Below are 25644 nucleotides of genomic sequence, written 5' to 3' on the forward strand. Positions count from 1 at the left end.
GTGAGACTGGAAGCGATGCCCCTCCGACTCCCGCGAACCCGCCGAGCCCGCCTGATCACCGCCGGCGTCGCCGCCGCCGTGCTCGTCGGCGGGCTCGCCGTCGGCGCGCAGGCGGCCACCGCCGCGGCATCCGACCGCCTCGACGCCGCGCTCGCGTCGGCCGCGACCACCGTCGGCGACGCACGCGAGCGGTACGACACCCTCGTCGCCGAGCAGGCGGCCGCGACCGAGCGCCTCGAGGCGACCGCGACCACCGTGCTCGACCAGGGCGTGCGCGACACGCTCGCCGCGGCGCTCGACGAGACCGTGCAGCGCAGCATCGCCGCCCGCGCCGAGGTCGAGTCCGCCGAGACCGTGCTCGAACAGGGCGAGGCGGTCGACGCGTCGCTCCTCGAGCTCGGCGGCCCGCAGCGCGAAGCCGCCGACGCCGTCGAGGCGCTCGAGTTCGACGACCTCGCCCGCTTCGACGAGAGCGTCACCGCCCTCGGCGAACCCGTCGCCCAGCTCGCCGCGGCCGTCGCAGCCTGGGACGAGCGACAGGCGCTCCTCGCGAGCGCGTCGTACGCGAACCACGTCTGGGCGGCCGGCTGGTACCCCGAGCTCGACGCGTGCAAGGGGTCCGTCGACCTCACCGAGCGCTACGACCAGGTGCCGACCATCGCCGAGCACTGGTCGTGCGGCGGCCGGGAGTTCCCCGACGAGGCGGGCACCGTCATCCGCCTCACCGGCGTGCACGAGGGCGTCTACCGGGTCGAGGGCATCGTGAAGATGCTGAACCAGGCCACGGCCACCTCGAACGACCTCCCCCGCGGCTACGACCTGCTCTACCAGACCTGCCAGAACGGCCAGTCGTCGTCGATGTCGATCACCGCGCTCACCCGACTCGGCTGAGCCGCCCGGCCGGCCCCCTAGCCACCCGTCGCGGGCGCCGATAGCCTGACGACGAGCCCGACCCCGGCAGACCGAACCTGCACAGGAGGCGCCGCATGACCCCGAGCCACACCGTCATCTCGCACGACGGAGCCGCGATCGCGTACGACCGGGAGGGCAGCGGGCCGCCCGTCGTGCTCGTCGGCGGCGCGTTCCAGTTCCGGGCGTTCGACCCCACCACCAAGCGGATGGCGACGCTGCTCGCCGAACGCGGCTACACCGTCATCAACTACGACCGGCGCGGCCGCGGCGAAAGCGCGCACGACGCCGACATGGACCTGCACCACACCCTCGCCGACCTGCGCGCGATCGTCTCCGAGCTCGAGCGCACCCACGAGCTCGGCGAGGGCGTCGCCCTGTTCGGCAACTCCTCCGGCGGGGCGATCGCGCTCGCGGCCGCGGCATCCGGACTGCCCGTCACCGCCATCGCCGCGTTCGAGGTGCCGCTCGGCCCGGAGCAGGGCTCCGAGGGCGGCGAGTTCCTCGCCGGACTGCGCGAGCGCATCGCCGGCGACGACCCCGACGCGGTCGTCGAGTACTTCATGAAGGGCATGCCGCCCGAATGGCTCGAGCAGGCGAAGGCGAGCCCGTCGTGGCCGCTGATGGTGCGCATCGGGCCGAGCCTCGAAGCGGATGCCGAGTCCCTCGCCTGGGCCGAGTCGGCGCCCCACGCCGAGCTGTTCGGCGCCATCACCGCGCCCACGCTCGTGCTCGTCGGCGAGGACGGCGCGCCCGCCGAGATGGCGCCGGCCGCCGAGGCGATCGTGCGCGCCATCCCGAACGCGGAGCGACGCACCGTGCCCGCCGTGCAGCACTCCTGGCAGCCGGAGGACATGGCCGCCGCGATCGCGGACTTCCTCGACGCGCACGTGGCGCGCTGACGGGCGCGGCGCGTTACGCCTTGGCGGCCTTGGCCGCGGCCTTCGCCGCCTGCTTCGTCGCCCGCACCTTCTGCAGCGACTCCGGGTCGACGATGTCGGCGACCGAGGCGTACGCGCCCTCGTCGCCGTAGTGGCCGGCGGCTTCGCGCCATCCGCTCGCCGTCAGGCCGCACTGCTTGCCGAGCAGGGCCAGGAAGATCTTCGCCTTCTGCTCGCCGAAGCCCGGCAGGGCCTTGAGGCGGCGCAGCACCTCGCGGCCGTCGGGGTCGCCCTGCGTCCAGATCGCGGCCGCGTCGCCGCCCCAGTCGTCGCGCACGGCCTGGGCGAGCGCCTGCACCCGGCCGGCCATCGACCCGGGGTAGCGGTGCACGGCCGGCGGCTGCTTGAACGCCTCGACGAAGCCGTCGGGGTCATGGGCGGCGATCGCCTCGGGATCGATGGTGCCGACGCGGTCGCGGATCTTCGCCGGGCCCGCGAATGCGGTCTCCATCGCGACCTGCTGGTCGAGCAGCATGCCCGTGAGCAGCGCGAACGCGTCGGTGCTCAGCAGCTCGTCGGCCGCGGCATCCCCCGTGATGTTCAGCGTCGTGGTCATGTGCTCCATCCTCCCACCGGCGGGTCAGCCCGCCGGCGGCGCCGTGCTCTCGCGCACCACGAGCTCCGGCACGCGCCCGGCACGGTCGGGCGCCGACGCGCCGTCGCGCAGCACGTCGACCACCTCGGCCATCACGTCGCGGCCGAGCGAGTCGAAGTCCTGCCGCATCGTCGTGAGCGGCGGCGTGAAGTAGGCCGCCTCGGGCAGGTCGTCGAAGCCGACCACGCTGAGCCGCTCGGGCACCGGCACGCCGGCTTCGGCGCAGGCGCGCAGCACCCCGAGCGACATGTGGTCGTTGCCGACGAAGGCGGCCGTGGCCCATCCGTCGTCGATGATGCGGCGGCCGGCGGCGTGACCGGATGCCGGGAGCCAGTCCCCCGCGATCGGCTCGCGGTGCTCGAGCCCGTGCTCGGCGAGCGCGGCGGCGAACCCGCGGCGGCGCTCGGCGGCGTCCATCGAGTCGGCGGGGCCCGACACGTGCGCGATGCGCCTGTGCCCCAGCTCGATCAGGTGCCCGGTCGCGCGCCGCGCACCCTCGAACTGGTCGAACGACACCCGGTGCAGGCCGGGCGACGGCTCGGATGCCACGACCACGAGCGGCACGCCCGCGTCGATGCCGCGCAGCACCTCGACGCCCTCGCGCTCGCCCGAGATGAGCACGATCGCCTCGACGCGTTGCAGCGCGAGGCGGTGCACGGCCTGCGTCAGCGCATCGGCGTCGAGCGTGCGCATGCTCGCCTGGCTGACGGCGTAGCCGGCGGCGCGGGCGGCCTCGTTGAAGCCGAGCGCCGCGCTCGACGGGCCGTAGTCGGGGCGGCCGGCCTGGATGAGCCCGATCGACCCCGACCGGCGGCGCGCCATCGCGCGGGCCGTCGGCGAGGGCGTGTAGTTCAGCTCCGCGATCGCGGCGCGCACTCGTTCGCGCGTGGCGGCCGCCACCCCGGGCAGGTCGTTGAGCACGCGCGAGACGGTCTGGTGCGACACCCCGGCCCGCCGGGCGACGTCGAACATCGTCGGCACGCCGGCGGCATCCGTCACGCCCGGCTCGCCGCTCACGGTCTCCTCCTTCAGAGGCCCTGCGCCAGTCGGTAGTAGGCCTGGTTCCACCGTACTTCTCGCTCGAACCCGCGCTGCGTCGTCTCCTCGTCGATGACCAGCAGCTCGACCTTCGCCATCTCGGCGAAGTCGCGGAACACGTCGACGCCCACCGCGGTCGACATGACGGTGTGGTGCGCGGCGCCGGCGGTGAGCCAGGCGGCGGCGCTCGTCTGGAAGTCGGGCGCGGGCTTCCAGATCGCGCGGCCGACGGGGAGCTTCGGCAGCGGCTCGCGCGGCGCGACGTTCTCGACGACGTTCGCGGTCAGCCGGAACCGGTCGCGCATGTCGGAGAGCGCGACGACGACCGCGGGGCCCGGGTCGGCGGTAAACACCAGGCGCACCGGGTCCTCCTTGCCGCCGATGCCGAGCGGGTGGATCTCGAGGCTCGGCTTCGCGGTCGTGATCGACGGCGCGACCTCGAGCATGTGCGCGCCGAGGATCAGCTCGTCGCCGGGCGTCAGGTCGTAGGTGTAGTCCTCCATGAGGGTCGCGCCGCCCGGCAGGCCCGCACCCATCACGTTCGCGACGCGCACGAGGATGGCGGTCTTCCAGTCGCCCTCGGCGCCGAATCCGTAGCCCTCGGCCTGCAGGCGCTGCACGGCGAGGCCCGGGAGCTGCTTCAGCGCCCCGAGGTCCTCGAAGCTCGTCGTGAACGCGCCGAAGCCGCCCTGCTCGAGGAACGAACGCAGGCCGAGCTCGATCGCGGCGCCGTAGCGCAGCGACTCGTGGCGGTCACCGCCGCGGCGAAGCTCCGGCGTCACGTCGTAGAGCTCCTCGTACTCCGCGACGAGCGCGTCGATGTCGGCGTCGGATGCCGCGTGCACGGCGTCGGCCAGCTCGTTCACGCCCCACGTGTTGACCTGCACGCCGAACCGCAGCTCGGCCTCGGTCTTGTCCCCCTCGGTGACGGCGACGTAGCGCATGTTGTCGCCGAAGCGCGCGAGCTTCAGGCTGCGGGCCGCCGCGAGGCCCGCCGCCGCACGCTGCCAGGTGCCGAGCTCGCGCTGCACGCGCGGGTCCGACGCGTGCCCGACGATGGTCTTCCGCGGCACCCCGAGGCGCGTCTGGATGTACCCGAACTCGCGGTCGCCGTGCGCGGCCTGGTTGAGGTTCATGAAGTCGAAGTCGATGTCGCCCCACGGCAGCTCGACGTTCGCCTGCGTGTGCAGGTGCGCGAGCGGCTTCTGCAGCGCGTCGAGGCCGGCGATCCACATCTTCGCGGGGCTGAACGTGTGCATCCACGCGACGACGCCGATCACGTTCGGCGCGGCGTTCGCCTCGAGCGCGACCTGCTTGATGGCGGCCGAGTCGGTGAGCACGGGCTTCCAGACGACCTTCACGGGCACGTCGGATGCCGCGTCGAGCGCCTCCGCGATGGCGCGCGACTGGTCGGCGACCTGCGCGAGCGTCTCGGGGCCGTACAGGTGCTGGCTGCCGGTGAGGAACCAGACCTCGAAGTCGTCGAGCGAGGTGGTGAGCGGGGTGCGCGTCATGTGCGTGTCCTTCAGGTGCTGGGTTCGAGTGCGGTGAGCGGATGCCGCGTGGCGGGCGCCCCGGCCATCCGTCGGGTCAGAGCGCCGCGACGGCGGCCGCCTCGGCGGCGAGGCCCGCGGCGTAGCGGTCGAGGTAGGCGGCGAAGCCGGCGACATCCGCCGGGTCGGGCTCGGCGACGGCGACCGCGGCGCCCGCGAAGACGCGCTCGTCGAGGTAGGCGCCGAGGCTGACCTCGTCGGCGTGCGCGAGGTAGGCGGCGAGCACCGCGATGCCCCAGGCGCCGCCCTCCGAGGCGGTCTCGCCGACGGCCACCGGCGCGTCGAGCGCGCCGGCGAGGAAGCGCTGCGCGACGCCCGCGGTGCGGAAGATGCCGCCGTGGGCGTACATGCGGTCGAGCCCGACGCCCTCGTCGTGCAGCACGCGCATGCCGAGCGCGAGCGTGCCGTACACGCCGTAGATCTGGGCGCGCATGAGGTTCGCGAGGGTGAGCCGGCTGTCGGGCGTGCGGACGACCATCGGCCGCCCCTCCTCGAGGCCCGCGATGGGCTCGCCCGCGAGCTGGTTGTAGGCGATGAGGCCGCCGGCATCCGCCTCGCCCGCGAGCGCCTCGCGGAAGAGCGCGCCGAACACCGCGTCGCCGTCGAGCTCGACGCCCGCCGCCGCCGCGAACCGGCCGAACACGCCCGCCCAGGCGGCGAGCTCGCTCGCGCCGTTGTTGCAGTGCACCATCGCGACCGGGTCGCCCGCCGGCGTGGTCACGAGGTCGAGCTCGTCGTGGGCGTTCGCGAGCGGATGCTCCAGCACCACCATCGCGAAGATGCTCGTGCCGGCGCTGACGTTGCCGGTGCGGGGTGCGACCGCGTTCGTGGCGACCATGCCCGTGCCGGCGTCGCCCTCTGGCGGGCAGAACGGGATGCCCGGCCGGAGCGCGCCCGACGGGTCGAGGAGCGCCGCACCCGCCTCGGTGAGCTCGCCCGCCACGCGGCCGGCGGGCAACACCTCGGGGAGCAGGTCGGCGACCGTCAGGCCCGGCGCCCGCTCGGCGACGAGTTCGTCGTAGATGCCGATCAGTCGCGCGTCGTAGTCGTTCGCAGCCGAGTCGATCGGGAACATGCCGGATGCGTCGCCGACGCCGAGCACGTTGCGGCCCGTGAGCTTCCAGTGCACGTACCCGGCGAGGGTGGTGAAGGTCGCGATCGCGGGCACGTGGGGCTCCTCGTCGAGGACCGCCTGGTGCAGGTGCGCGATCGACCAGCGCAGCGGGATGTTGAGCCCGAACCGCTCGCTCAGCTCGGCCGCGGCCGGGCCGGTCGACGTGTTGCGCCAGGTGCGGAACGGTACGAGCAGCTCGCCGTCGGCGTCGAACGGGAGATAGCCGTGCATCATCGCCGAGACGCCGATCGCGCCGAAGGTCTCGGGCACGACATCGTGGCGGCGCCGGAGGTCGGCGACGAGGTCGGCGTACGCGGCCTGCAGACCCGACCAGACCGACTCGAGCGAGTAGGTCCAGCGGCGGTCGACGAACTCGTTCTCCCACTCGTGGCTGCCCACCGCGAGGACCTGCGTCGGATCCTCCCCGACCAGGCACGCCTTGATGCGGGTCGAGCCGAACTCGATGCCGAGTGCGGTGCGCCCCTCGGCGATGGCGGTGCGGACGTCGTCGTTAGCGCTCACAATCCTGAATGTTAGCGCTAACGGAACGCCACCTCAAGCCTCGATCGACCGCCCGGGAACGCGACGAGGGGCGGATGCCGCGTGGCATCCGCCCCTCGTCGTCGGGGTGTCGCGACGGCTCAGCTGCCGCCCGACCGCCGCTTGTTGTACACGTCGAACGCGACCGCGAGCAGCAGCACCAGGCCCTTCACGGCCTGCTGCCACTCGATGCCGATGCCGAGGATCGACATGCCGTTGTTCAGGACGCCGATGATCAGACCACCGATGATCGCGCCGCCGATCGTGCCGACGCCGCCCTGCACGGCCGCGCCGCCGATGAACGCCGCCGAGATCGCCTCGAGCTCGAAGCCGTCACCGGCCTTCGGGCCGGCCAGGTTGAGGCGGGCGGTGAAGATGAGGCCGGCCAGCGCCGCCAAGAAGCCCATGTTCACGAACAGCCAGAAGTCGACCCGGCGGGTCTTGATGCCCGACAGCTCCGCCGCGTGGCGGTTGCCGCCGATGGCGTAGATGTGACGGCCGAAGACCGTGCGGTTCATCACGACGCTGTAGATGAGCACCAGCACGCCGAGGACGATCAGCGTGATCGGGATGCCCTTGTACGACGCGAGCGAGTACGCGAAGAACGCGATCGCGGCCGAGATCAGCACCAGCTTGGTGACGAACCAGGCGATCGGCTCGACGTCCTGGCCGTACTTGACCCGGCCGCGCCGGGTGCGGAACTGCTGCACCACGAGGATCACGATCGCGAGCACGCCGACGCCGATCGTCAGCGGGTCGATGTCGAACTCGCCGAACACGTCGGTGACGAAGCCGTTGCCGAGCGCGCGGTACTCGGCCGGGAACGAGCCGATGTTCGAGTTGCCGAGCACGACGAGCGCCAGGCCGCGGAAGATGAGCATGCCCGCCAGTGTCACGATGAAGGCGGGGATGCCGACGTACGCGATCCAGAAGCCCTGCCAGACGCCGACGAGCGCGCCGATGCCGAGGGAGAGCACGATCGCGAGCCACCACGGCAGCCCCCATTGCACCGCGAACACGCCGGAGCACGCGCCGACGAACGCGGCGACGGAGCCGACCGACAGGTCGATGTGGCCGGCGATGATGACCATCACCATGCCGATGGCCAGCACGAGGATGTAGCCGTTCTGGACGACCAGGTTCGAGATGTTCTGCGGACGCAGCAGGATGCCGTCGGTCAGGAACGCGAACAGGATCACCACGGCCAGCAGGGCGATGAAGATGCCGTTGCGGCCGAGGTCGCTGAGCACGTGCGTCAGCCGGTCGGTGAACTTGTTCTGGACGGGATTGACGTTGCTGCCCGCCGCGTGGGATTCCTCGATGGTCGGTGGGTTCGGATTCGACATGATGTCTCCTGGGGTGATCCGTCAGCCGCGGGCTAGCGGGGCTTTTCCATGGTCATGAGCTTGAGCATCGACTCGGGGGTGGCCTCCTCGACCGGCAGCTCGCCGGTGATGCGGCCCTCCGAGAGGGCGTAGACGCGGTCGCAGATGCCGAGCAGCTCGGGCAGCTCGGAGGAGATCACGATGACTCCCTTGCCCGCAGCGGCCAGCTTGTTGATGATCGTGTAGATCTCGTACTTCGCGCCGACGTCGATGCCTCGTGTGGGTTCGTCGAGGATCAGCACGTCGGGGTCGGAGTAGATCCACTTCGACAGCACGACCTTCTGCTGGTTGCCGCCCGAGAGCTTGCCGGTCTTCACCAGGACGTTCGGCGCCTTGATGTTCATCGACTTGCGGTACTCGTTGGCGACCGCGTACTCCTCGTTGTCGTGCACGAGGCCGAACTTCTCGAGCTTCTTCAGCGACGCCATCGAGATGTTGCGCTTGATGTCCTCGATGAGGTTCAGCCCGTAGGTCTTGCGGTCCTCGGTCGCGTAGGCGATGCCGTTCCCGATCGCCTCGGCGACCGTGCGGGTCTTGATCTCCTTGCCGCGGAGGAACACCTTGCCCGAGATGCGCGAGCCGTAGGAGTGGCCGAACAGGCTCATCGCGAACTCGGTGCGGCCCGCGCCCATGAGGCCCGCGATGCCGACGATCTCGCCGGCCCGCACGTGCAGGTTGACGTTGTCGACCACGACGCGGCTCGTGTCCTGCGGGTGGTGGGCGGTCCAGTCCTCGACGCGCAGCAGCTCCTCGCCGAGGTGCGGGGTGTGGTCGGGGTACCGATGCTCGAGGTCGCGGCCCACCATGTCCTTGATGATGCGGTCCTCGGTGACATCCTGCTTGGCGATCGTCTCGATCGTCTTGCCGTCGCGGATGACCGTGACGGTGTCGGCGACCTTCTTGATCTCGTTGAGCTTGTGGCTGATGATGATCGACGTGATGCCCTGCCCCTTCAGGTGCAGGATCAGGTCGAGCAGGTGGTCGGAGTCCTCGTCGTTGAGCGCGGCGGTCGGCTCGTCGAGGATGAGCAGCTTGACCTTCTTCGACAGCGCCTTGGCGATCTCGACGAGCTGCTGCTTGCCGACGCCGATCTCGCGGATCGTCGTCGTCGGGTTCTCCCTCAGGCCGACGCGGGCCAGGAGCTTCGAGGCCTCGAAGTTCGTCTGGTTCCAGTCGATGAGGCCGGCGGTGCCCTTCTGCTCGTTGTTGAGGAAGATGTTCTCGGCGATCGACAGGTACGGGCTGAGCGCCAGCTCCTGGTGGATGATCACGATGCCCTTGGCCTCGGAGTCGGTGAGGTCCTTGAAGGCGACGGTCTCGCCCTCGAAGACGATCTCGCCGTCGTAGGTGCCGTGCGGGTAGACCCCCGACAGCACCTTCATCAGGGTCGACTTGCCGGCGCCGTTCTCGCCGCAGATGGCGTGCACCTCTCCGCGCTCGACCGCGAGGTTCACGTTCGCGAGCGCCTTCACGCCGGGGAACGTCTTCGTGATGCCGCGCATCTCGAGAATGTGGTTGGTCATCCTTGCTCCTGCTCCATTGCCGGTGCGCCGTCCGGTGCGACGGATGCCGCGGCCGGGACCTGAGGCGAGAGTACTCCCGCCGCAGGTCCCGACACGCGGTTCATGTCATCCGATTCGGCTCAGCGGCTCGATCAGCCGTTGATTTCCTCTTCGGTCCAGTAGCCGGAGTCGACCAGGACCTCGGTGATGTTGTCCTTGACGACGATCACCGGGTCGAGGAGGTACGACGGCACGACCTTCACGCCGTTGTCGTAGTCCTCGGTGTTGTTGACCTCGGGCTCCTCGCCCTCGAGCAGCGCGGTCGCCATGTCGACGGCCACGGTCGCGAGCTCGCGGGTGTCCTTGAAGATGGTCGCGTACTGCTCACCGGCGTTGATCGCCTTGACCGAGTCGAGCTCGGCGTCCTGGCCGGAGATGATCGGCCACTCGTCGCCCACCGAGTACCCGGCGCCCTCGAGCGCCGAGATGATGCCGCGCGAGATGCCGTCGTACGGCGAGAGCACCGCGTCGACCTGCGAGCCGTCGGAGTAGTTCGCCGTGAGGATGTCCTCCATGCGGCTCTGGGCGGTCTCGCCGTCCCAGCGGAGCGTGGCGACCTGCTCGATGTCGGTCTGACCCGACTTCACGACCAGCGTGCCGTCGTCGATCAGCGGCTGGAGCACGTCCATGGCGCCGTCGAAGAAGAAGAACGCGTTGTTGTCGTCGAGCGAGCCGGCGAACAGCTCGATGTTGAACGGACCCTCGGGCGCACCGTCGATCGGGGTGCCGTCGAGCTCGGTGAGGCCGAGGCCGTTGAGCACCGACCACGCCTGCTGCTGGCCGACCACGAAGTTGTCGAACGACGCGTAGTAGTCGACGTTCTCGGAGTCGCGGATGAGGCGGTCGTAGGAGATGACGGGGATCTCGGCGTCGGCCGCGGTCTGGAGGACCTCGGAGAGCGTCGTGCCGTCGATCGCCGCGATGATCAGGGCTTCGGCGCCCTTGGTGATCATGTTCTCGACCTGCGAGACCTGCGTGGGGATGTCGTCCTCGGCGTACTGGAGGTCGACGGTGAAGCCCTGCTCCTCGAGCTGCTCCTTGACGGAGTCGCCGTCCTGGATCCAGCGCTCGGAGCTCTTCGTCGGCATCGCGACGCCGATGAGGCCGCCGTCGCCGCCGCCGTCTCCTCCTCCGTCGCCTCCCGAGCCGCCCGAGCACGCGGCGAGCGCGAGCATCGAACCGGCCGCCAGGGTGGCGAGGAGCACCTTCTTCGTGCTGTTCACGGTGTGTCCTTTCACTGTGGGGTCATGGACGTCGTCGTCTTGGTGACGTTGTGGAAGTCGGCCTCGTCCATGACGACCGGCTTCCCTGCGGCATCCGCTCGGGACCGCGGATGGCGCAAGCTCTTCAGTTGGCGGATGCAGGGGTCCTGGTGGGATTCAAGCGGGAGCCTCCTTCTTCCGGCGGGCGTCGGTCGCCTGCCCGTAGACGTTCTGGTACCGGTCGTAGAGGCGGTCGATCGCCTCCTGCGGGATCGGGAGGAGCTCCCCCGCCTCGCGGGCGAGGTGCACGGTGCGGGCGACGTCCTCGACCATGACCGCGGCCTTGACGGCGTCCTTCGCGTTGGCCCCGATCGTGAACGGGCCGTGGTTCTGCATGAGGACGGCACGGGAGCGGTGGCCGGCGAGCGTCTCGACGATGCCGCGGCCGATCGAGTCGTCGCCGATGATCGCGAACGGGCCGATCGGGATGGGCCCGCCGAACTCGTCGGCCATCGCGGTGATGACGCAGGGGATCTCCTCGCCGCGCGCCGCCCAGGCGGTCGCGTAGGTGGAGTGGGTGTGCACGACCCCGCCGACCTCGGGCATGTTGCGGTACACGTAGGCGTGGGCCGCGGTGTCGCTCGAGGGGGTGCGATCGGCGCCGGGCGTGCCGGGGATGACGTTGCCGTCGAGGTCGCAGAGGATCATGTTCTCGGGGGCGAGGTCGTCGTAGGCGACGCCGGACGGCTTGATCACGAAGAGGTCGGCGCCGGGGACCCGGCCGCTCACGTTGCCGCCGGTCCAGACCACGAGCCCGTAGCGCGTCAGCTCGCCGTGCAGCCGGGCGACATCGGCGCGAACGCGCGCGATGGCGACCTCGATCTGCGGGCCGTAGCTGGTCACGGGGAGACTCCTTCGTCGTGGTGCGGCCGTCGTGCGACGGGGACATCGGGCCCTGCGACGGCTGATGTGACCGTTCACATGGCGCGTCACATGGTAGCCACACGATCGGCGGCCGTGTCAACGATCCGAAGGTCACGGATCGGTAACGCCCCGCGCGAGGTCAGAACGACGGCGGACCGACGGACTCGCGCAGGATGAGCTCGGGCTCGAGCGTGCCCCGGTACTCGGGCGCCGCCGGGTCGAGGTCGCCGAGCAGCAGCGCCACGCAGCGCCGGCCGAGCTCGGCGAAGTCCTGGCGCACCGTCGTGAGCGGCGGCCAGAAGTGCGCGGCCTCGGGGATGTCGTCGAACCCGACGATCGAGACGTCGCGCGGGATCTCGAGGCCCGCGTCGCGCACCGCGTGCATGACGCCGAGCGCCATCTGGTCGTTGGAGGCGAAGATCGCGGTGAAGTCGCGGACCGTCAGCAGCTCGCGACCCGCGTAGTAGCCGAAGTCGGCGGTCCAGTCGCCGAGGATCGGGGCGGTCGTGGGCACGTCCTGCGCGCCCATCTCGTCGAGGAATCCGCGCATGCGGGCCTCCGCCTCGATCCAGTCCTGCGGCCCCGCGAGGTGGTAGATCATCCGATGCCCGCGCTCGATCAGGTGCCGGGTGGCCTTGCGCGCCCCGGCCATCTGGTCGACGGACATGGTGTGCTCGGGGTCGCGGCCCGTCGACTGCAGCGTCACGTACGGCAGGTCGATCGACAACTCCGCGAGCGTGTCGAACACGCGCACCTGCGGCGCGATCACGACGAGGCCCTCGATGCCCTGCGCGCGAAGGTGCGCGAGCCCGTCGGCGATCGAGCCCGCATCGGACGACTCGATGTTCGCCGTGCTCACCCAGTAGCCGGCCTCGCGCGCCGCCGCCTCGATCGCCGCGATGCTCGACGCCGGCCCGTAGTGCGTGCTCGACGCCGAGAGGATGCCGAGCGTGCGCGACCGGCTCGTGACGAGCGCGCGCGCCGCGCGATTGGGCTTGTACTGCAGCTCGGCCATGACGTCGAGCACGCGCTGCTTGGTCTCGGGGCGGATGCTGGGGTGGCTGTTCAGCACCCGCGAGACGGTCTGGTGCGACACGCCCGCGAGGCGTGCGACATCGCGGATGCTGGGGGCACGGACGCGGCCCGGCTCCTGCGGCGTCTCTGGCACGGGGTCCTCGGGATCGATCTCGGCATGTTCACGGTCACACATGCCGGCGAGACCATTATGCACAGCGCCGCGCAGAATGTGACCGTCACAATGTGACGGTCACATGAACTCCGCAGCCGCCGCCGGCCGCACGCGCGGCGCGAGCGCCACGGCGACGAGGGCGATCGCGACCGTGACCGCGAACTCGGCGGTGAACGCGCCGCCGACCACGGCGCTCGCCACCAGCGCCGTCACCGCGAGCGCGACCGCTGCCCCGAGCGACTCGCCGATCGTGAGCGCGGCGCTGTTGAAGCCCTGCGCCGCCTTCGGCGACATCTCGAGCACGGCGACCGAGAAGCGCGGGTACATGAACCCCATGCCCGCCCCCGCGAAGATCCAGGCGACGAAGGCGATCACGGGCGAGAGCCCGAGGAGCGCGATGAGCAGCACCGTTCCGAGCGCGGCCGCGAGCACCGCCGTGCCGATCCGCACCGCGTCGACGTTCGACACGCGGTCGCCGAGCCGGCCCTGCAGCCAGGACGCGGTGGCCCACGAGACGCCCGCGCCGGTGAGCACCGCGCCCGCCAGGCTGGGCGCGAACCCGTAGCGGTCGATGAGGAGGTACGGCAGGTAGATCTCGGTGCCGAAGAACGCGCCGGCGACGACCGCGCGCATGAGCACCGTCGCAGGCAGCCCGCGCACGGCGCGGAGCGCGCCCGCGGGCAGGAGCGGCCGGACGGCGACGACCGTGAGGGCGATCGCCGCGACCGCGACGATCCAGCGCCAGGGGTCGGGCAGCTCGGTCGACGCGCTCACCCCGAGGGCGGCCGCCGCGGCGAGGATCGACCAGGCGAGGCGGCTCCGGCTCCACGGCACGCTCGGGTCGCCCGCCACCTGCTCCCGCACGCGCAGCAGCGGCACGAGCATCATCGCGCCCGCCGGCAGCACGAGGCCGATCACCCCGAGGAACACCCAGCGCCAGTCGAGCTGCTCGGCGACGAACCCGGCGACCGCCGGCCCGATGATCGACGGGATGACCCAGGCCGCCGCGAACCCCGCGAACACCCGCGCCCGCACGGACTCGGGGTAGACCCGCGCCACGATCACGTAGAGCGGCACGATGACCGCGGCGCCGCCGACGCCGTGCACGAGCCGCCCGATCACCAGCGTGATCATGTCGGGTGCGAGGCCGGCGATCACGAGGCCGCCGACGAACAGGCCGCCGGCGGCGAGCAGCGGCGCGAGGGGGCCGGACCGGTCGGTCCAGTTGCCCGCGACGACCATGCCGACCACGCCCGCGGCGAGCGGCACCGAGAACGCCAGCGCGTAGAGCCCCTCGCCGTCGAGGTCGGCGGCGACGAGCGGCATCACGGTGGTGACGGCGAGCACCTCGAACGCGGCGAGGAAGATCAGCGAGAACATGCCGAGCGACAGCCAGCGCCACGGCATGGCGAGCGGCCCCCCGGGAGGGGCCTCGGTCGGGGTCGCGGTGGAGCGCTCGGTCACCCGACCGAGCCTACGTCCGCCGTGCGTCATCCGCCGCCGTCACCACTGACGCGCAGCATCGAGATGCTGCCGTCGTCGACGGCGACGCCTACATCTCCTCGTGCGCGTCGGGGTCGGCGCCCCACAGGCGGCCGCGCTCGAGGCCGGAGATGGCCTCCACCTCGGCATCGTCGAGTGCGAGGTCGAACACGTCGAGGTTCTCGCGGCGCCGCGCGGCATCCGACGACTTGGGGATGGGGACCGCGCCGAGCGCGAGGTGCCAGGCGAGCACCACCTGCGCCGGCGTGACCTCGTGGGCCCCGGCGATCTCGCCGATCACCGGCTCGGAGAGCAGGTCGGTGCGCTTGGCGAGCGGACTCCAGCTCTCGGTGCGGATCGAGTGCTCGGCGTGGTAGGCGCGCAGCTCGGACTGCGGGAAGTACGGGTGCAGCTCGACCTGGTTGACGACGGGCAGGAGCCCGGTCTCCTCCGCCAGGCGGTCGAGCATCTCGGCCGTGAAGTTCGAGACGCCGATCGAGCGCACGACTCCGCGCTCCTTCAGCTTGATCATCGACCGCCAGCTGTCGACGTAGCGGTCGCGCTTCGGGTTCGGCCAGTGGATGAGGTACAGGTCGACCCAGTCGAGGTCGAGTCGCTTGCGCGACTGCTCGAAGCTCGCGAGCGTCTCGTCGACGCCGTGGTGGCGACCGGGGAGCTTCGTGGTGACGAAGAGGTCGCTGCGGTCGACCTCGCTGCGCCGGATCGCCTCGGCGACCACCTCTTCGTTGCCGTAGTTGTACGCCGTGTCGAGGAGCCGGTACCCGTCGCGGATGGCCGAGACGATCGCCTCGACGCCCGTCTGGTCGTTCAACCCGTACGTGCCGAGGCCGATCGCGGGGATCGTGTTGCCGTCGGCGAGCGCGTACGCGTGGGCGGTCATGCCGTCCATCCTCACCCGGATCGCCCCGCCGATGCCAGCCGCCGCGCCCGATCCCCAGCGGTTCGGCAGCGAGTCGGATGCCGCGCGCCGGCCGCGCAGGTCAGGCGTCGACGCGTGCGGGGGCGGTGTCGGCCCGCCGTCGCGCGCGCCGAACGAGCGTGACGACGGATGCCGCGGCCAGGGCGAGCGGCACGAACAGGTTCTGCCACGCGAGCACCAGCAGGCCCGCCGACAGCACGGTCGCGACGACCGCGAGCCACCAGCCGACCGAGCCGCGGCGGAGCAGCATCGTCGCGGCGAGCATGCCCGCGGCGTAGATGGCGACCATGTTGCTCGTGTGGATGAGGATGAACGGCGCGAGGTCGAGTTCGAGCACGAGCGCGAAGCCGAAGTAGACCGCCATGAGCGCCCCGGTGAGCACCAGTGCGCGCCGCGGGACGGCGCCGTCCTCCGCGCCCTTCGCGAAGAACCGCGGCAGGTCGCCGTCGCGCCCGAGGGCGGCGCCGAGCTTGCCGAAGGCGGGCAGGTAGGCGTTGAGCACGCCGACGGTGACGATGGCCGCGACCATCGCGACCAGCACGGGACCGATGCCGGGCACCGTGACGGCGACGAGGTCGACGAGCGGCACCTGCCCGTCGCCGGCCCGGTCGCCCAGCACTCCGACCGTGACGACCTGGAGTGCGAGGTAGCCGACCCCGACGATGACGATCGCGATCCCGGTCGCGAGCGGGATGGTCCGCCGCGGGTCGCGGAACTCGCCGGCGATGTGGGTGCCGACCTCCCACCCGGCGAAGGCCCAGACGAACAGGCTGATCGCGGTGCCGACGCCCGCCCAGCCGTTCGGGAGGAACGGCGCGAAGTTGCCGGCCTCCACCGCGGGGAACGTGGCGGCGACCACGCCGATCACGACCGCGAGCAGCAGGCCGGTGAGTGCGAACTGCACCCATCCCGCGATGCGCACCCCGAACCAGTTGGCGACGAAGGGCGGCACGTACACGGCGAGCGCGACGAACGGCACGGCGGCGCGGTCGACGCCGAGCACCGCGACGACGTACTCGCCGCCGAGGATCGCGACGACGGGCGCGCCGACGCAGACGCCGAAGAAGAACCAGTAGCCGGTCATGCGGGCCGCGGTGGCGCCGAGCGCCCGGCGCACGTAGCTCGCGACTCCCCCGGCGTCGGGGTACCGCGAGGCGAGCGCGGCGAAGGTGCCGGCCAGCGGGACGGACAGCAGGAGGACCGCGGCGACCGCGAGGATCGACGCGGGGCCGGCTGCCTCGGCGGCGAGCCCCGGCAGCACGAGGATGCCGGTGCCGAGCACGCTCGCCACGTAGAGGGCCGTGCCCTGCCCGAGGCCGAGCCGTCCGTGCGGTGGCGTCAGGGCGTCGACGGATGCCGCGGCATCCAGGGTTCGCGTACTCACCCGCTCATCGTGCCGGATGCCGCGCCCCGCTCGCGCTGGCAGGACTGACACCGTGGCGCGACATCCTGCCAGCCGAGGTCAGAGGCGGTCGAGCGCCTGGTCGATGTCGGCGAGCAGGTCGTCGACGTCCTCGATGCCGACCGAGAGCCGCACGATCGAATCGGGCACCTCGGCCTCGGTGCCCTTCACCGACGCGTGGGTCATCTCCGACGGGTAGTTCACGAGCGACTCGACGCCGCCCAGCGACTCGGCGAGCGTGAACAGCTCGGTCGACTCCGCGAACCGGCGCGCCGCCTCGGCGCCGCCGGCGAGGTCGATCGAGACCATGCCGCCGAAGCCCGACATCTGCCGCGCCGCGAGCGCGTGCCCCGGGTGCGACTCGAGGCCCGGGTAGAGCACCCGCGCGATCCCGGCGTGCTCGGTCAGCCGGCGCGCGATCGCGAGGGCGTTGCGGCTGTGCCGCTCCATCCGGATGCCGAGCGTCTTGATGCCGCGCGAGGTGAGGAACGCGTCGAACGGGCTCGAGACCGCGCCCGCGGCGAACTGCGTGAACCCGACGCGCTCGGCGAGCTCCTCCTGCCCGGCGGCGAACACCAGCCCGCCGCCCACCACGTCGGAGTGGCCGCCGAGGTACTTGGTCGTCGAGTGGATGACCACGCCCGCGCCCAGCGCCAGCGGCTGCTGCAGCGCGGGGCTCGCGAAGGTGTTGTCGACCACGACGAGCACCCCGGCCTCGTCGCCGAGCTCGGCGAGCGCCGCGACATCCGAGATCTTCATCAGCGGGTTCGACGGGGTCTCGACCCACAGCACCTTGGTCGTGCCGAGCTCGATCGCGTCGCGCACCGCGTCGAGGTCGCTCGTGTCGACCGTCGAGTGGCGCACCCCCCAGTCGCCGAAGATGCGGCGGATCAGCCGGTGCGTGCCGCCGTAGACGTCGTTGCCGATGACGACGTGGTCGCCCGGCGTCAGCACGGTGCGCAGCAGCGCGTCCTCCGCGGCGAGGCCCGACGCGAACGACAGGCCGCGGATGCCGCCCTCGAGCGCGGCGAGCTGGGTCTCGAGCGCCGCGCGGGTCGGGTTGCCGCCCCGCGAGTACTCGTACCCGCCGCGCAGGCCGCCGATGCCGTCCTGCGCGTAGGTCGAGGTGACGTGGATCGGCGGGATCACCGCGCCGGTGGTCGGGTCGAACTCCTGCCCGGCGTGGATCGCGCGGGTGTCGAAGCGTGCAGTTCCGTTCTCAGGAGCGTTCATGATCGGTCTGCGCCTTTCGTCTGGGAATGAAGTCTTGGGCCTTGATTCTCGGCGGAACGCCGTCGGCGCTCCGCCGAACCTCCTGAGAAACGGGTCAGGAGGAGAGGTACGAGAGGAGATCGGTGCGCGAGACCACGCCGAGGGCCTTGCCGCCGTCGGTGACGAGCATGGCCGGCGCCTCGCCGAACGCCTGGCGCGCCGTGGCGACGCGCTCGTTGACGCCGATGAGCGGCAGCGCTTCGCCGACGACGGCCGAGACCTCGTCGGTGAGCTTCGCCCGCCCGGAGAAGACCTGCTCGAGCAGCTCCTCCTCGTGCAGCGCCCCGACGACCTCGCCGAGCACGACCGGCGGCTCCGCCGACAGGACCACGAGCTGCGACACCCCGGCCTCCGTCATCCGGTCGATCGCCTCGCGCACCGAGTCGTGCGGGTGCACGTAGACGAGCGGCGCCGTGCGGTCGGCCTTGGCGGCGAGGATGTCGCGGACCGTGTGCCCGGCGGGCGCGTTGCCGAAGCCGTACGCGCGCATCCACTTGTCGTTGAAGATCTTGCCGAGGTAGCCGCGGCCCGAGTCCGGCAGCAGCACCACGAACACGTCGTCGGCGGTGACCTCCGGGCGCGCAGCGGCCTTCAGCGCCGCGACCACGGCCATGCCGCTCGAGCCGCCGACGAGGAGGCCCTCCTCGCGGGCGAGTCGCCGAGTCATCTCGAACGACTCCGCGTCGGACGCCGCGATGACCTCGTGCGGCACGCTCGGGTCGTAGGCCGTCGGCCAGAAGTCCTCGCCCACGCCCTCGACGAAGTACGGCCGGCCGGTGCCGCCCGAGTACACCGAGCCCTCCGGGTCGGCGCCGATGATGCGCACGCGGTCGCCGGACACCTCCCGCAGGTACCGCCCGGTGCCGGTGATCGTGCCGCCCGTGCCGACGCCCGCGACGAAGTGGGTGATCTTCCCATCGGTGTCGCGCCAGATCTCGGGGCCGGTGGTCTCGTAGTGCGAGCGGGGCCCGTTCGGGTTGGAGTACTGGTCGGGCTTGAACGCCCCGGGGATCTCGCGTGCGAGCCGGTCGGAGACCCCGTAGTACGACTCGGGGCTGTCGGGCGCGACGGCGGTCGGCGTCACGACGACCTCCGCGCCGTACGCCTTCAGCACGTTGCGCTTGTCCTCGGAGACCTTGTCGGGGCAGACGAACACGCAGCGGTAGCCGCGCTCCTGCGCGAACAGCGCCAGCCCGACGCCGGTGTTGCCCGAGGTCGGCTCGACGATCGTGCCGCCGGGCTTCAGCTTCCCCTCGCGCTCGGCCGCGTCGATGATGTTCCGCGCGATGCGGTCCTTCGAGGAGCCGCCAGGGTTCAGGTACTCGAGCTTGACGAGCACCGTGGCGGGGGTCACGCCGTCGGTCACGTGGTTGAGCCTGACGAGCGGGGTGTTGCCGACGAGGTCGGTGATGTGCTCTGCGTACTTCATCGCGGGTTCGTTCCTTGGTGTCGAGATGCGTCGAGCGGCGCCGACAGGGCGCGCGACGCGAGGAAGGGGGTCGCCTGCCTAGCGACGACAGCAACACCGGGGCGAGAAGCTCACGCGGCCAGCCTAGCGGGTGACGGATGCCGCGTGCCGGTCCGGTCGCGTCATCCGCGCCCCGCCCACTGGTGTTCTCCCAGTCGCGTGCGTTTGGATGGCAGGGTCCGCCGTTCAGGAAAGGCCCCACGTGACCACGCCCCCGCCCGGAAAGAAGCTCACCGTCAAGCAGCAGCGCGCCGCCGAGCGCGAACGGAAGCTCGAGGAGTTCAAGAAGCGCGAGGCGCGGATGAAGCGCAACCGCCGCATCGCGATCTGGGCGTCGGTCGGCGCGGGCGTCGCGATCATCGCGCTCGTCGTCTCGTCGGTGCTGCTCGCCCCGCAGCGCCCGAACTACACGGCCGGCGGCGACGGCACCGAAGTCGAGGGCGTCGAGACGTTCGAGAACGTGTCCGACCACGTCGAGGAGACCGTCGACTACGAGCAGACCCCGCCGGCCGGCGGACCCCACAATCCCGCGTGGCTCAACTGCGGCGTCTACGAGGAGCCCGTGCCGAACGAGAACGCGGTGCACTCGCTCGAGCACGGCGCCATCTGGGTGACCTACGACGCCGAGGCGCTCTCCGACGACGAGCTCGAGACGCTCAAGGGGAAGCTGCCCTCCACGTACATCATCCTGTCGCCCTTCGAGGGCCTGCCCTCCCCCATCGTCCTCAGCGGATGGAACAGCCAGCTCCAGGTCGACGAAGCCGACGACCCGCGGATCGCCGAGTACCTCGAGGAGTACTGGCAGAGCCAGGACGTGCCCGAGCCCGGTGCGCTGTGCACCGGCGCGATCGACGGTCCGGGCAAGGTCTCGTGACCGGGACGGGGACGAGCGACGACGAGGTCGCCGGCACCGACCGCGGAGCACGGCGCACCGGCCGCTGGGTGATCGTGGTCGCGGCCGCCGCGGTGCTCGCCGTCGTCGCCGTCATCGCGTTCTCCGTCGGGCGCCTCTCGACCCTCGGCGACCAGCCGCCCGCGAACGCGAGCGCCGAGGCCGGGTTCGCCCGCGACATGCAGGTGCACCACCAGCAGGGCGTCGAACTCGCCATGATCATCCGCGACGGCACCGACGACGAGGCGGTGCGCCTGCTCGCCTACGACATCGCGACCGCGCAGGCCCAGCAGTCCGGGCAGATGTACGGCTGGCTGGCCGAGTGGGGCCTGCCCCAGGCCGGGCCGGAGCCGTCGATGACGTGGATGACGCGTCCGGCCGACGGCGGCGCGCACGACGGCCACGGGTCGGGCGAGGCCGCGCACGAGCCCGGCGAGCCCATGCCGGGCCTCGCCACGTCGGAGCAGATCGCCGAGCTCCGCACCCTCGAGGGCGTCGAGGCCGAGCGGGAGTTCCTCGAGCTCATGATCGAGCACCACCGCGGCGCGGTCGAGATGGCCGAGGCGGTCCTCGCGAGGTCCGCCTACCCGGTCGTCGTCTCGCTCGCGGAGTCGATCGTGCGCAGCCAGGAGGCCGAGATCCGGCTCATGCAGGACATGCTCGACGAGCGGTCCTGAACGCGCGGACCTCCCCCGGTCGCGTCACCGGAAGTAGTCGGGGCGGCTCACCGCCGCGTCGGTGACGAACATGACCCCGGACCCGCCGGCGAGCACCGGCCGGAGTCCGGCGACGAGCGTCTCGGCGCGTTCGGGCGGCACGACGGTGATGAGCAGGGTCAGCGCATCGCGATCGTTGAACAGCATGCGACCGCCGTGCGCGCCGTGGTGCCCGACGCCGGAGACGCCGCCGAGCGCGGTGTAGCCGGTCGCCCCCACCGAGCGCATGAGCGCGGTGACGGCGTCGACCTCGGCGCTCGGGATGACGAGCTCGATCTTGGTCATGGGCGTGAGGCCCTCGATGGTCATGGGTGCTCCTCCACGTTGACGGGACGGCGGGACGGGGTTCGGTCGGCGCGCGCGGCGTCGGCGTCGGCCGGCTCAGCGGCCGCGGCGACGGGCTCGCCGAGGCCGTCGCGGGTCCAGCCGAAGGGTCCGTAGCGCAGCCAGGGGTCGCTCTCCCGCGCACGCACCCGCAGGGCGATCCAGCCGCCGTCGAGCAGGCCGCGGACCAGGCCCGAGCGGTCGAGGATCGCGCACACGCGGGCCACCGGCGCCTGCACGAACACCTGCAGCCGCACGGGGTCGTGCACGGGGTCGCGGCCGACGCCGACGGACTGCCACGGCAGCCCGGTCCGGAGGTCGCCCCCGTAGCCGGCCTGCACGGCCACGTCGCCGACGACGTTGGCGAGCGGCTTCGGACCGGCGCCCCACCGGTCGGGATCGACGGTCGAGGCCAGGTACTGGGCGTTGATCCACTGCGCGACGATCATGGGCGCGGTGAGGATCGTCTCGAGCGCGGAGCCGTCGGGATCCGCCGCGGCCTCGTAGCTGTGCAGGAACGCGCGACGGCCGAGGTCGAGTCCGCGCGTCGCGCGCCGAGGGGCGACGATGAGCGCCGCGTTGCCCGCGAGCCCCCACTCGGGATACGCCTCGGACCAGTCGGCGGCGCGGCGGTCGGCGTCGTCGACCTGCGCCGTCGCCGACTCCGCCTTCGGCGCACCGGGGAGCGTTGCGAGTCGTTCGCGCACGCTCGCCGCCCGCGCCGCCGCCAGCACCGCCTCGACGCGGGAGAGGTCGGCGAGGTGCGACGCCGGGATCGCCCAGGGCTCGCACACCTCCACGCGGTCGGTCACCGTGTCGTGCTCGACCGCCACGAAGACGGTGTCCTCGGGGATCCGGATGCCGCTCGCGGCCAGCCCGGACCGGGTGCCGGGGTCGTTCAGCATCGCCGCCGCCGCCCGCGCGTTGGGTCCGCCGCGGTGCCCGCCGCACGCGCCGCAGTGCAGCGCGGAGGCGAACGGGTTGTTCGCGGTGTCGGCGCCGTGGCCGGCGAGGAGCACGAGGCGGGCGAACCCGTCGACGAGCCCCATCATCCGCAGGGCCGTCTCGGCGTACGCGACGCGCTCGTCGAGCGGGTACACGGCGTCGGCGTCGGCGCGCGTGGCGGGTCGAAGCGAGCGCCCGTTCCACGCGTCGACGATCCGCGCCCAGGCTCGCGGCCTCGCGGTCCGCAGTGCGGCGGCGACCCCCATCGGCCAGCCTGCGGTCTCGGCGAGCGCGAACGGGGCGACGGTGGACGCCTTGGTGCGGGCGACGACCTCGCGGGCGGCGGTGCGCTTGTGCACGCGATCGCGGTACCGCGCGGCGCGGTCCGCGTCGGCCGCCAGCTCGCTGACGTGCGTGCGCGGCTCGAGCAGGACCGGGCAGGCCGCCGTGGGCGGGTCGCCCTCGAGGTCGTGCCAGCGCATCGCCACGGCGAAGAAGCCCGCGAAGCCGAGCGTCTCGACGTCGAGGCCGTGCCCGCCGGCCTCGACCTCGACCGCACGTCGCAACCCCTCGGAGCGCGGGTCGATGCAGAACACGGCCTGCGCGAACGGTCGATCACCGGCGGGCTCGGCTCCGGCCTCGGCGCCCGTCGAGCGGCCGGCGCGGGAGCGCGGCGGCGCCAGGGTCCGCGCCGCGCTGAGGTCGAGCGCCTCCTGCCAGATGCCGGTCCGTTCCTGCGGTCCGACCAGGCCGAGCACGCGTCCGATCGTGGCGCGGGACGCCGCATCGTCGCGCTCGAGCCCGAGGTGTCCGAGCACGGCGTCGACGCGGGCGTCCTCGGGGCGCGCGGGCGCGTCCTCGGGCCGGTCCGCGCGGGGTGCGAGGTCGCCGGCCCGGGGCGAGGGCGGATGCCCGACGAGCAGGCGCTCGTAGGTCGCGCGGAGCGCGACGAGGTCGACGACGTCGATGCCGCGCCCCGATCCCGCCGCGTCGGCCACGTGTCCGGCGAGACCGGGCAGCGCGACCAGTTGCGCGCGCAGGAATCGTTCCGCGTCGTCGCCGAGCAGGCGCCAGTGCGCGAGCGCGTCGGCCACCGCGTCCTCCGCGTGCTCGCCCAGCGCGCGGATGCCGCGGCGCACCCGGCGCGGCACCGTCGGATCGTGCGCGGCGAGCCGCCGCCACCGGGGCCAGAACGCCTCGTCCCGGGCGGGGGCCCAGGCGGCGTGGGCGATGCCGAGGTGGGCGGTAACCCACCGGATGGCGAGGTCGTCGATCCGCGCCGCGATCCGCGGGTCGAGGTGCTCCGACGGGGTCCGCAGGGTGCGAGCGGGCGCCTCCGCGGGCGGGGACGCGGAGAGGTCGGCGAGCAGGATGTCGGCGACCGAGAGGCCGTGCCGTCCGGGGCTCGGCGAGCGGCGCGTACGGTCGCGGGCCTCGACGACGTGACGCTCGAGCGCGGCCCGCAGGTCGTCGTCGGTGATCGCGCCGGCGCGGTGACGGAGCCGGAACGCCGGCTCGTCGAGCGTGAGCCGAGTGCCGTGCTCTTCGGCCGCGCGGGCAGCGGCGTCGGCGAAGCCCCACCGTTCGTACCCGGCGAGCGGGTTCCGCGCGATGAACGCGGTGAGCGGACGGTGCGGGGCCACGACCCGGTCTGCCGCAGCGATCATGCCGCGGATGACGGCGCGACGCGTCTCGGGGCTCGGTCCGGTCGACCCGTCGCTCGCGGGCGGCAGGCTCGGGCCGGTGCGGTGCTCTGATGCGCTCATGGACGGCTCCCGTACTCCGAGGGGACGGCGGATCGGACGAGTCGGCGGGTCGGCGCGGCGGTGGCGGGCGGCAGCGGCGGGCGCGCCCAGCCCAGCGCCAGGGCGTACGCGGCGCGTGCGGCGGGCCCGCGGCCGCTGACCGCGATGGCCACGAGCCCCAGCGCCGCGGCGACGGCGACCACGACGACCCAGGGCAGCGCGCCGTCGGGAGCGTCGAGGGCGAGCCACCCGTCGAACGCCTTCGTCGCCAGCACGTACGCGACCCCGGCGCCGGCGGCCGCGGCGACGAGCGGCCACCCGCCGGCACGGGCGGCGGCCCCGCGCAGGGCGCCGCCCGCGGCCACGGCCACGGCCAGCACCGTGAAGAGCAGGAGCGCCGCCGAGGCCGATGCGGCGCTGCCGAGCTGCAGTGCGACGACGACCGGCGCGGCTGCGGCCGCCGCGATCGCCGCGCCCCGGAGCACGCGGGGCCGGACACCCTCCGCGGCGGGCCCGGGCTCGGCCGCGGCATCCGCGCCGGACTTGGGCACGAGGGTGCCGGCGCCCAGGAAGGACGCGGCCTTGAACAGCCCGTGCGCCATGACGTGGAACAGGGCCAGCGCCCAGGCGCCGACCGCGCAGGCGAGCAGCATGAAGCCCATCTGGGCCGCGGTGGAGTGGACGAGCCGACCCTTCACGTCGGGCCGGGTGAGCATCGCGGCGCCCGCCACGACGACGGTGACCGCACCCGCGGCACCCGCGACGATCCCGGCGACCGGACTCGGCAACTCGGCCGTGCGGAGGAGGAGGATCGCGCCGGCGTTCACGAACCCGGCGTGCAGCAGCGCCGACACCGGGGTGGGGGCGGCGAGCGAGGCGGGCAGCCAGCCGTGGAACGGCACGGCGGCGGCCCGCGAGATCGCCGCGACGGCGGCGCCCGCGCCGGCGACGGCGGCCGCGACGGGCGAGACCTCGGCGAGCGCGCCGAGCGAGAGGTCGCCGCGGTCGACGGCGACGACCCCGACGGCGAGCCACACGCCGAGGTCGCCGGCGAGGAGCGCGGCGGCGGCGCGGCGGCGGGCGATGCGCGCCTGCCCCCACGACCCGGCGTGGCCGACGAGGGCGATCACGAGCGCGGTCCCGGCGCTCCAGGCGATGGCGATCAGGGCGAGGTCGAGCGCGGATGCCGCGGCGCCGCCCGCGAGCGCCAGCCACGCGGCGAGTGCGGCGAACCGCCCCGCCGCGGGGTCGCCGCGGAGGTTGCCGCGGGCGAACGCCTCGACGAGCAGCGTGACCGCGAGGACGAAGGCGACGAGCAGGGCCCCGATGCGGTCGCCGTCGGCGAGGACGGCCTGGACGATCCCGGCCAGCGCGACGGCGAGCGCGACCGCGCCGCCTCGGATCGCGACGGCGGCGGCCCGGGTCGGGCGGCGGACGGATGCGGTGGCGGCGAGCGCCGTGATCCCCTGCAGCACGAGGGCGGTGAGGACGAGACTCGACATGCGA

At 72.7% G+C, this 25644-nt stretch carries 21 protein-coding genes; 4 read left to right on the forward strand and 17 right to left on the reverse strand.

Features of this window, described 5'->3' with window-relative positions:
- Positions 1-15 precede the first annotated feature (15 nt).
- Together ACUY4T_RS03685 and ACUY4T_RS03690 are read left to right on the forward strand one after the other, a co-directional pair.
- Complete coding sequence (locus ACUY4T_RS03685; RefSeq protein ID WP_446017553.1) at positions 16-891, forward strand: hypothetical protein; 876 nt, start codon at positions 16-18, stop codon at positions 889-891.
- A 95-nt stretch (positions 892-986) separates the two neighbouring features.
- Positions 987-1811, forward strand: a complete 825-nt coding sequence (locus ACUY4T_RS03690) for an alpha/beta fold hydrolase (protein ID WP_446017554.1) — start codon at positions 987-989, stop codon at positions 1809-1811.
- A 13-nt stretch (positions 1812-1824) separates the two neighbouring features.
- Here the strand turns inward: ACUY4T_RS03690 and ACUY4T_RS03695 are convergent, their stop codons facing one another.
- From ACUY4T_RS03695 to ACUY4T_RS03760, 14 genes are all read right to left on the reverse strand, one after another.
- Complete coding sequence (locus ACUY4T_RS03695; RefSeq protein WP_446017555.1) at positions 1825-2406, reverse strand: HhH-GPD-type base excision DNA repair protein; 582 nt, start codon at positions 2404-2406, stop codon at positions 1825-1827.
- Positions 2407-2430: 24 nt separating this feature from the next.
- Positions 2431-3462: a LacI family DNA-binding transcriptional regulator gene (locus ACUY4T_RS03700; protein WP_446017556.1), complete on the reverse strand. Its 1032-nt coding sequence runs from the start codon at positions 3460-3462 to the stop codon at positions 2431-2433.
- Positions 3463-3473: 11 nt separating this feature from the next.
- Positions 3474-4997, reverse strand: coding sequence for an L-arabinose isomerase (gene araA / locus ACUY4T_RS03705; RefSeq protein ID WP_446017557.1), 1524 nt, complete (start codon positions 4995-4997; stop codon positions 3474-3476).
- 76 nt (positions 4998-5073) lie between these two features.
- Positions 5074-6672 (reverse strand): xylulokinase, encoded by a 1599-nt coding sequence (locus ACUY4T_RS03710; RefSeq protein ID WP_446017558.1) that lies wholly within the window; start codon positions 6670-6672, stop codon positions 5074-5076.
- Between the two features lie 119 nt (positions 6673-6791).
- Positions 6792-8036 (reverse strand): multiple monosaccharide ABC transporter permease, encoded by a 1245-nt coding sequence (gene mmsB, locus ACUY4T_RS03715; RefSeq protein WP_446017559.1) that lies wholly within the window; start codon positions 8034-8036, stop codon positions 6792-6794.
- 32 nt (positions 8037-8068) lie between these two features.
- On the reverse strand, positions 8069-9598 hold the full coding sequence (gene mmsA / locus ACUY4T_RS03720; RefSeq protein WP_446017560.1) for a multiple monosaccharide ABC transporter ATP-binding protein: 1530 nt from the start codon (positions 9596-9598) through the stop codon (positions 8069-8071).
- Positions 9599-9729: 131 nt separating this feature from the next.
- Entirely contained in the window at positions 9730-10812 is a 1083-nt protein-coding gene (chvE, locus tag ACUY4T_RS03725) for a multiple monosaccharide ABC transporter substrate-binding protein (RefSeq protein ID WP_446017777.1), read from the reverse strand.
- 204 nt (positions 10813-11016) lie between these two features.
- Complete coding sequence (locus ACUY4T_RS03730) at positions 11017-11742, reverse strand: L-ribulose-5-phosphate 4-epimerase (protein ID WP_446017561.1); 726 nt, start codon at positions 11740-11742, stop codon at positions 11017-11019.
- Positions 11743-11902: 160 nt separating this feature from the next.
- Complete coding sequence (locus tag ACUY4T_RS03735; protein ID WP_446017562.1) at positions 11903-12973, reverse strand: LacI family DNA-binding transcriptional regulator; 1071 nt, start codon at positions 12971-12973, stop codon at positions 11903-11905.
- A gap of 57 nt (positions 12974-13030) precedes the next feature.
- The gene (locus ACUY4T_RS03740; RefSeq protein ID WP_446017563.1) at positions 13031-14416 is read right to left on the reverse strand and encodes an MFS transporter; all 1386 of its coding nucleotides are present in this window, start codon (positions 14414-14416) and stop codon (positions 13031-13033) included.
- 88 nt (positions 14417-14504) lie between these two features.
- Complete coding sequence (locus tag ACUY4T_RS03745) at positions 14505-15335, reverse strand: aldo/keto reductase (RefSeq protein WP_446017564.1); 831 nt, start codon at positions 15333-15335, stop codon at positions 14505-14507.
- Positions 15336-15435: 100 nt separating this feature from the next.
- Positions 15436-16758 carry an APC family permease gene (locus ACUY4T_RS03750; RefSeq protein WP_446017565.1) on the reverse strand — a complete coding sequence of 441 codons (1323 nt, stop codon included), beginning with the start codon at positions 16756-16758 and terminating at the stop codon, positions 15436-15438.
- A gap of 78 nt (positions 16759-16836) precedes the next feature.
- Positions 16837-18009 carry a cystathionine gamma-synthase gene (locus ACUY4T_RS03755; protein WP_446017566.1) on the reverse strand — a complete coding sequence of 391 codons (1173 nt, stop codon included), beginning with the start codon at positions 18007-18009 and terminating at the stop codon, positions 16837-16839.
- A gap of 94 nt (positions 18010-18103) precedes the next feature.
- The gene (locus ACUY4T_RS03760; RefSeq protein WP_446017567.1) at positions 18104-19477 is read right to left on the reverse strand and encodes a cystathionine beta-synthase; all 1374 of its coding nucleotides are present in this window, start codon (positions 19475-19477) and stop codon (positions 18104-18106) included.
- Positions 19478-19718: 241 nt separating this feature from the next.
- On the opposite strand from ACUY4T_RS03760, the gene ACUY4T_RS03765 reads away from it, so the two are divergent.
- Both ACUY4T_RS03765 and ACUY4T_RS03770 read left to right on the forward strand, forming a co-directional pair.
- Positions 19719-20390, forward strand: coding sequence for a thioredoxin-like domain-containing protein (locus tag ACUY4T_RS03765; RefSeq protein WP_446017568.1), 672 nt, complete (start codon positions 19719-19721; stop codon positions 20388-20390).
- Positions 20387-21085: a DUF305 domain-containing protein gene (locus ACUY4T_RS03770; protein ID WP_446017569.1), complete on the forward strand. Its 699-nt coding sequence runs from the start codon at positions 20387-20389 to the stop codon at positions 21083-21085. Before ACUY4T_RS03765 ends, ACUY4T_RS03770 begins: the two co-directional genes overlap by 4 nt.
- A gap of 24 nt (positions 21086-21109) precedes the next feature.
- On the opposite strand, the gene ACUY4T_RS03775 is transcribed toward ACUY4T_RS03770, so the two are convergent.
- Genes ACUY4T_RS03775 through ACUY4T_RS03785 form a run of 3 tightly spaced genes read right to left on the reverse strand, consistent with a single transcriptional unit; the run spans position 21110 to position 25640 of the window.
- A complete protein-coding gene (locus tag ACUY4T_RS03775; protein ID WP_446017570.1) occupies positions 21110-21433 on the reverse strand; it encodes a P-II family nitrogen regulator in 324 nt (107 codons plus the stop codon).
- Positions 21430-24159 (reverse strand): putative inorganic carbon transporter subunit DabA, encoded by a 2730-nt coding sequence (locus tag ACUY4T_RS03780; protein ID WP_446017571.1) that lies wholly within the window; start codon positions 24157-24159, stop codon positions 21430-21432. The genes ACUY4T_RS03775 and ACUY4T_RS03780 overlap by 4 nt, the downstream gene beginning before the upstream one ends.
- Complete coding sequence (locus ACUY4T_RS03785; protein WP_446017572.1) at positions 24156-25640, reverse strand: proton-conducting transporter transmembrane domain-containing protein; 1485 nt, start codon at positions 25638-25640, stop codon at positions 24156-24158. Before ACUY4T_RS03785 ends, ACUY4T_RS03780 begins: the two co-directional genes overlap by 4 nt.
- Positions 25641-25644: the final 4 nt, after the last annotated feature.

This window comes from Agromyces arachidis (assembly GCF_052805135.1).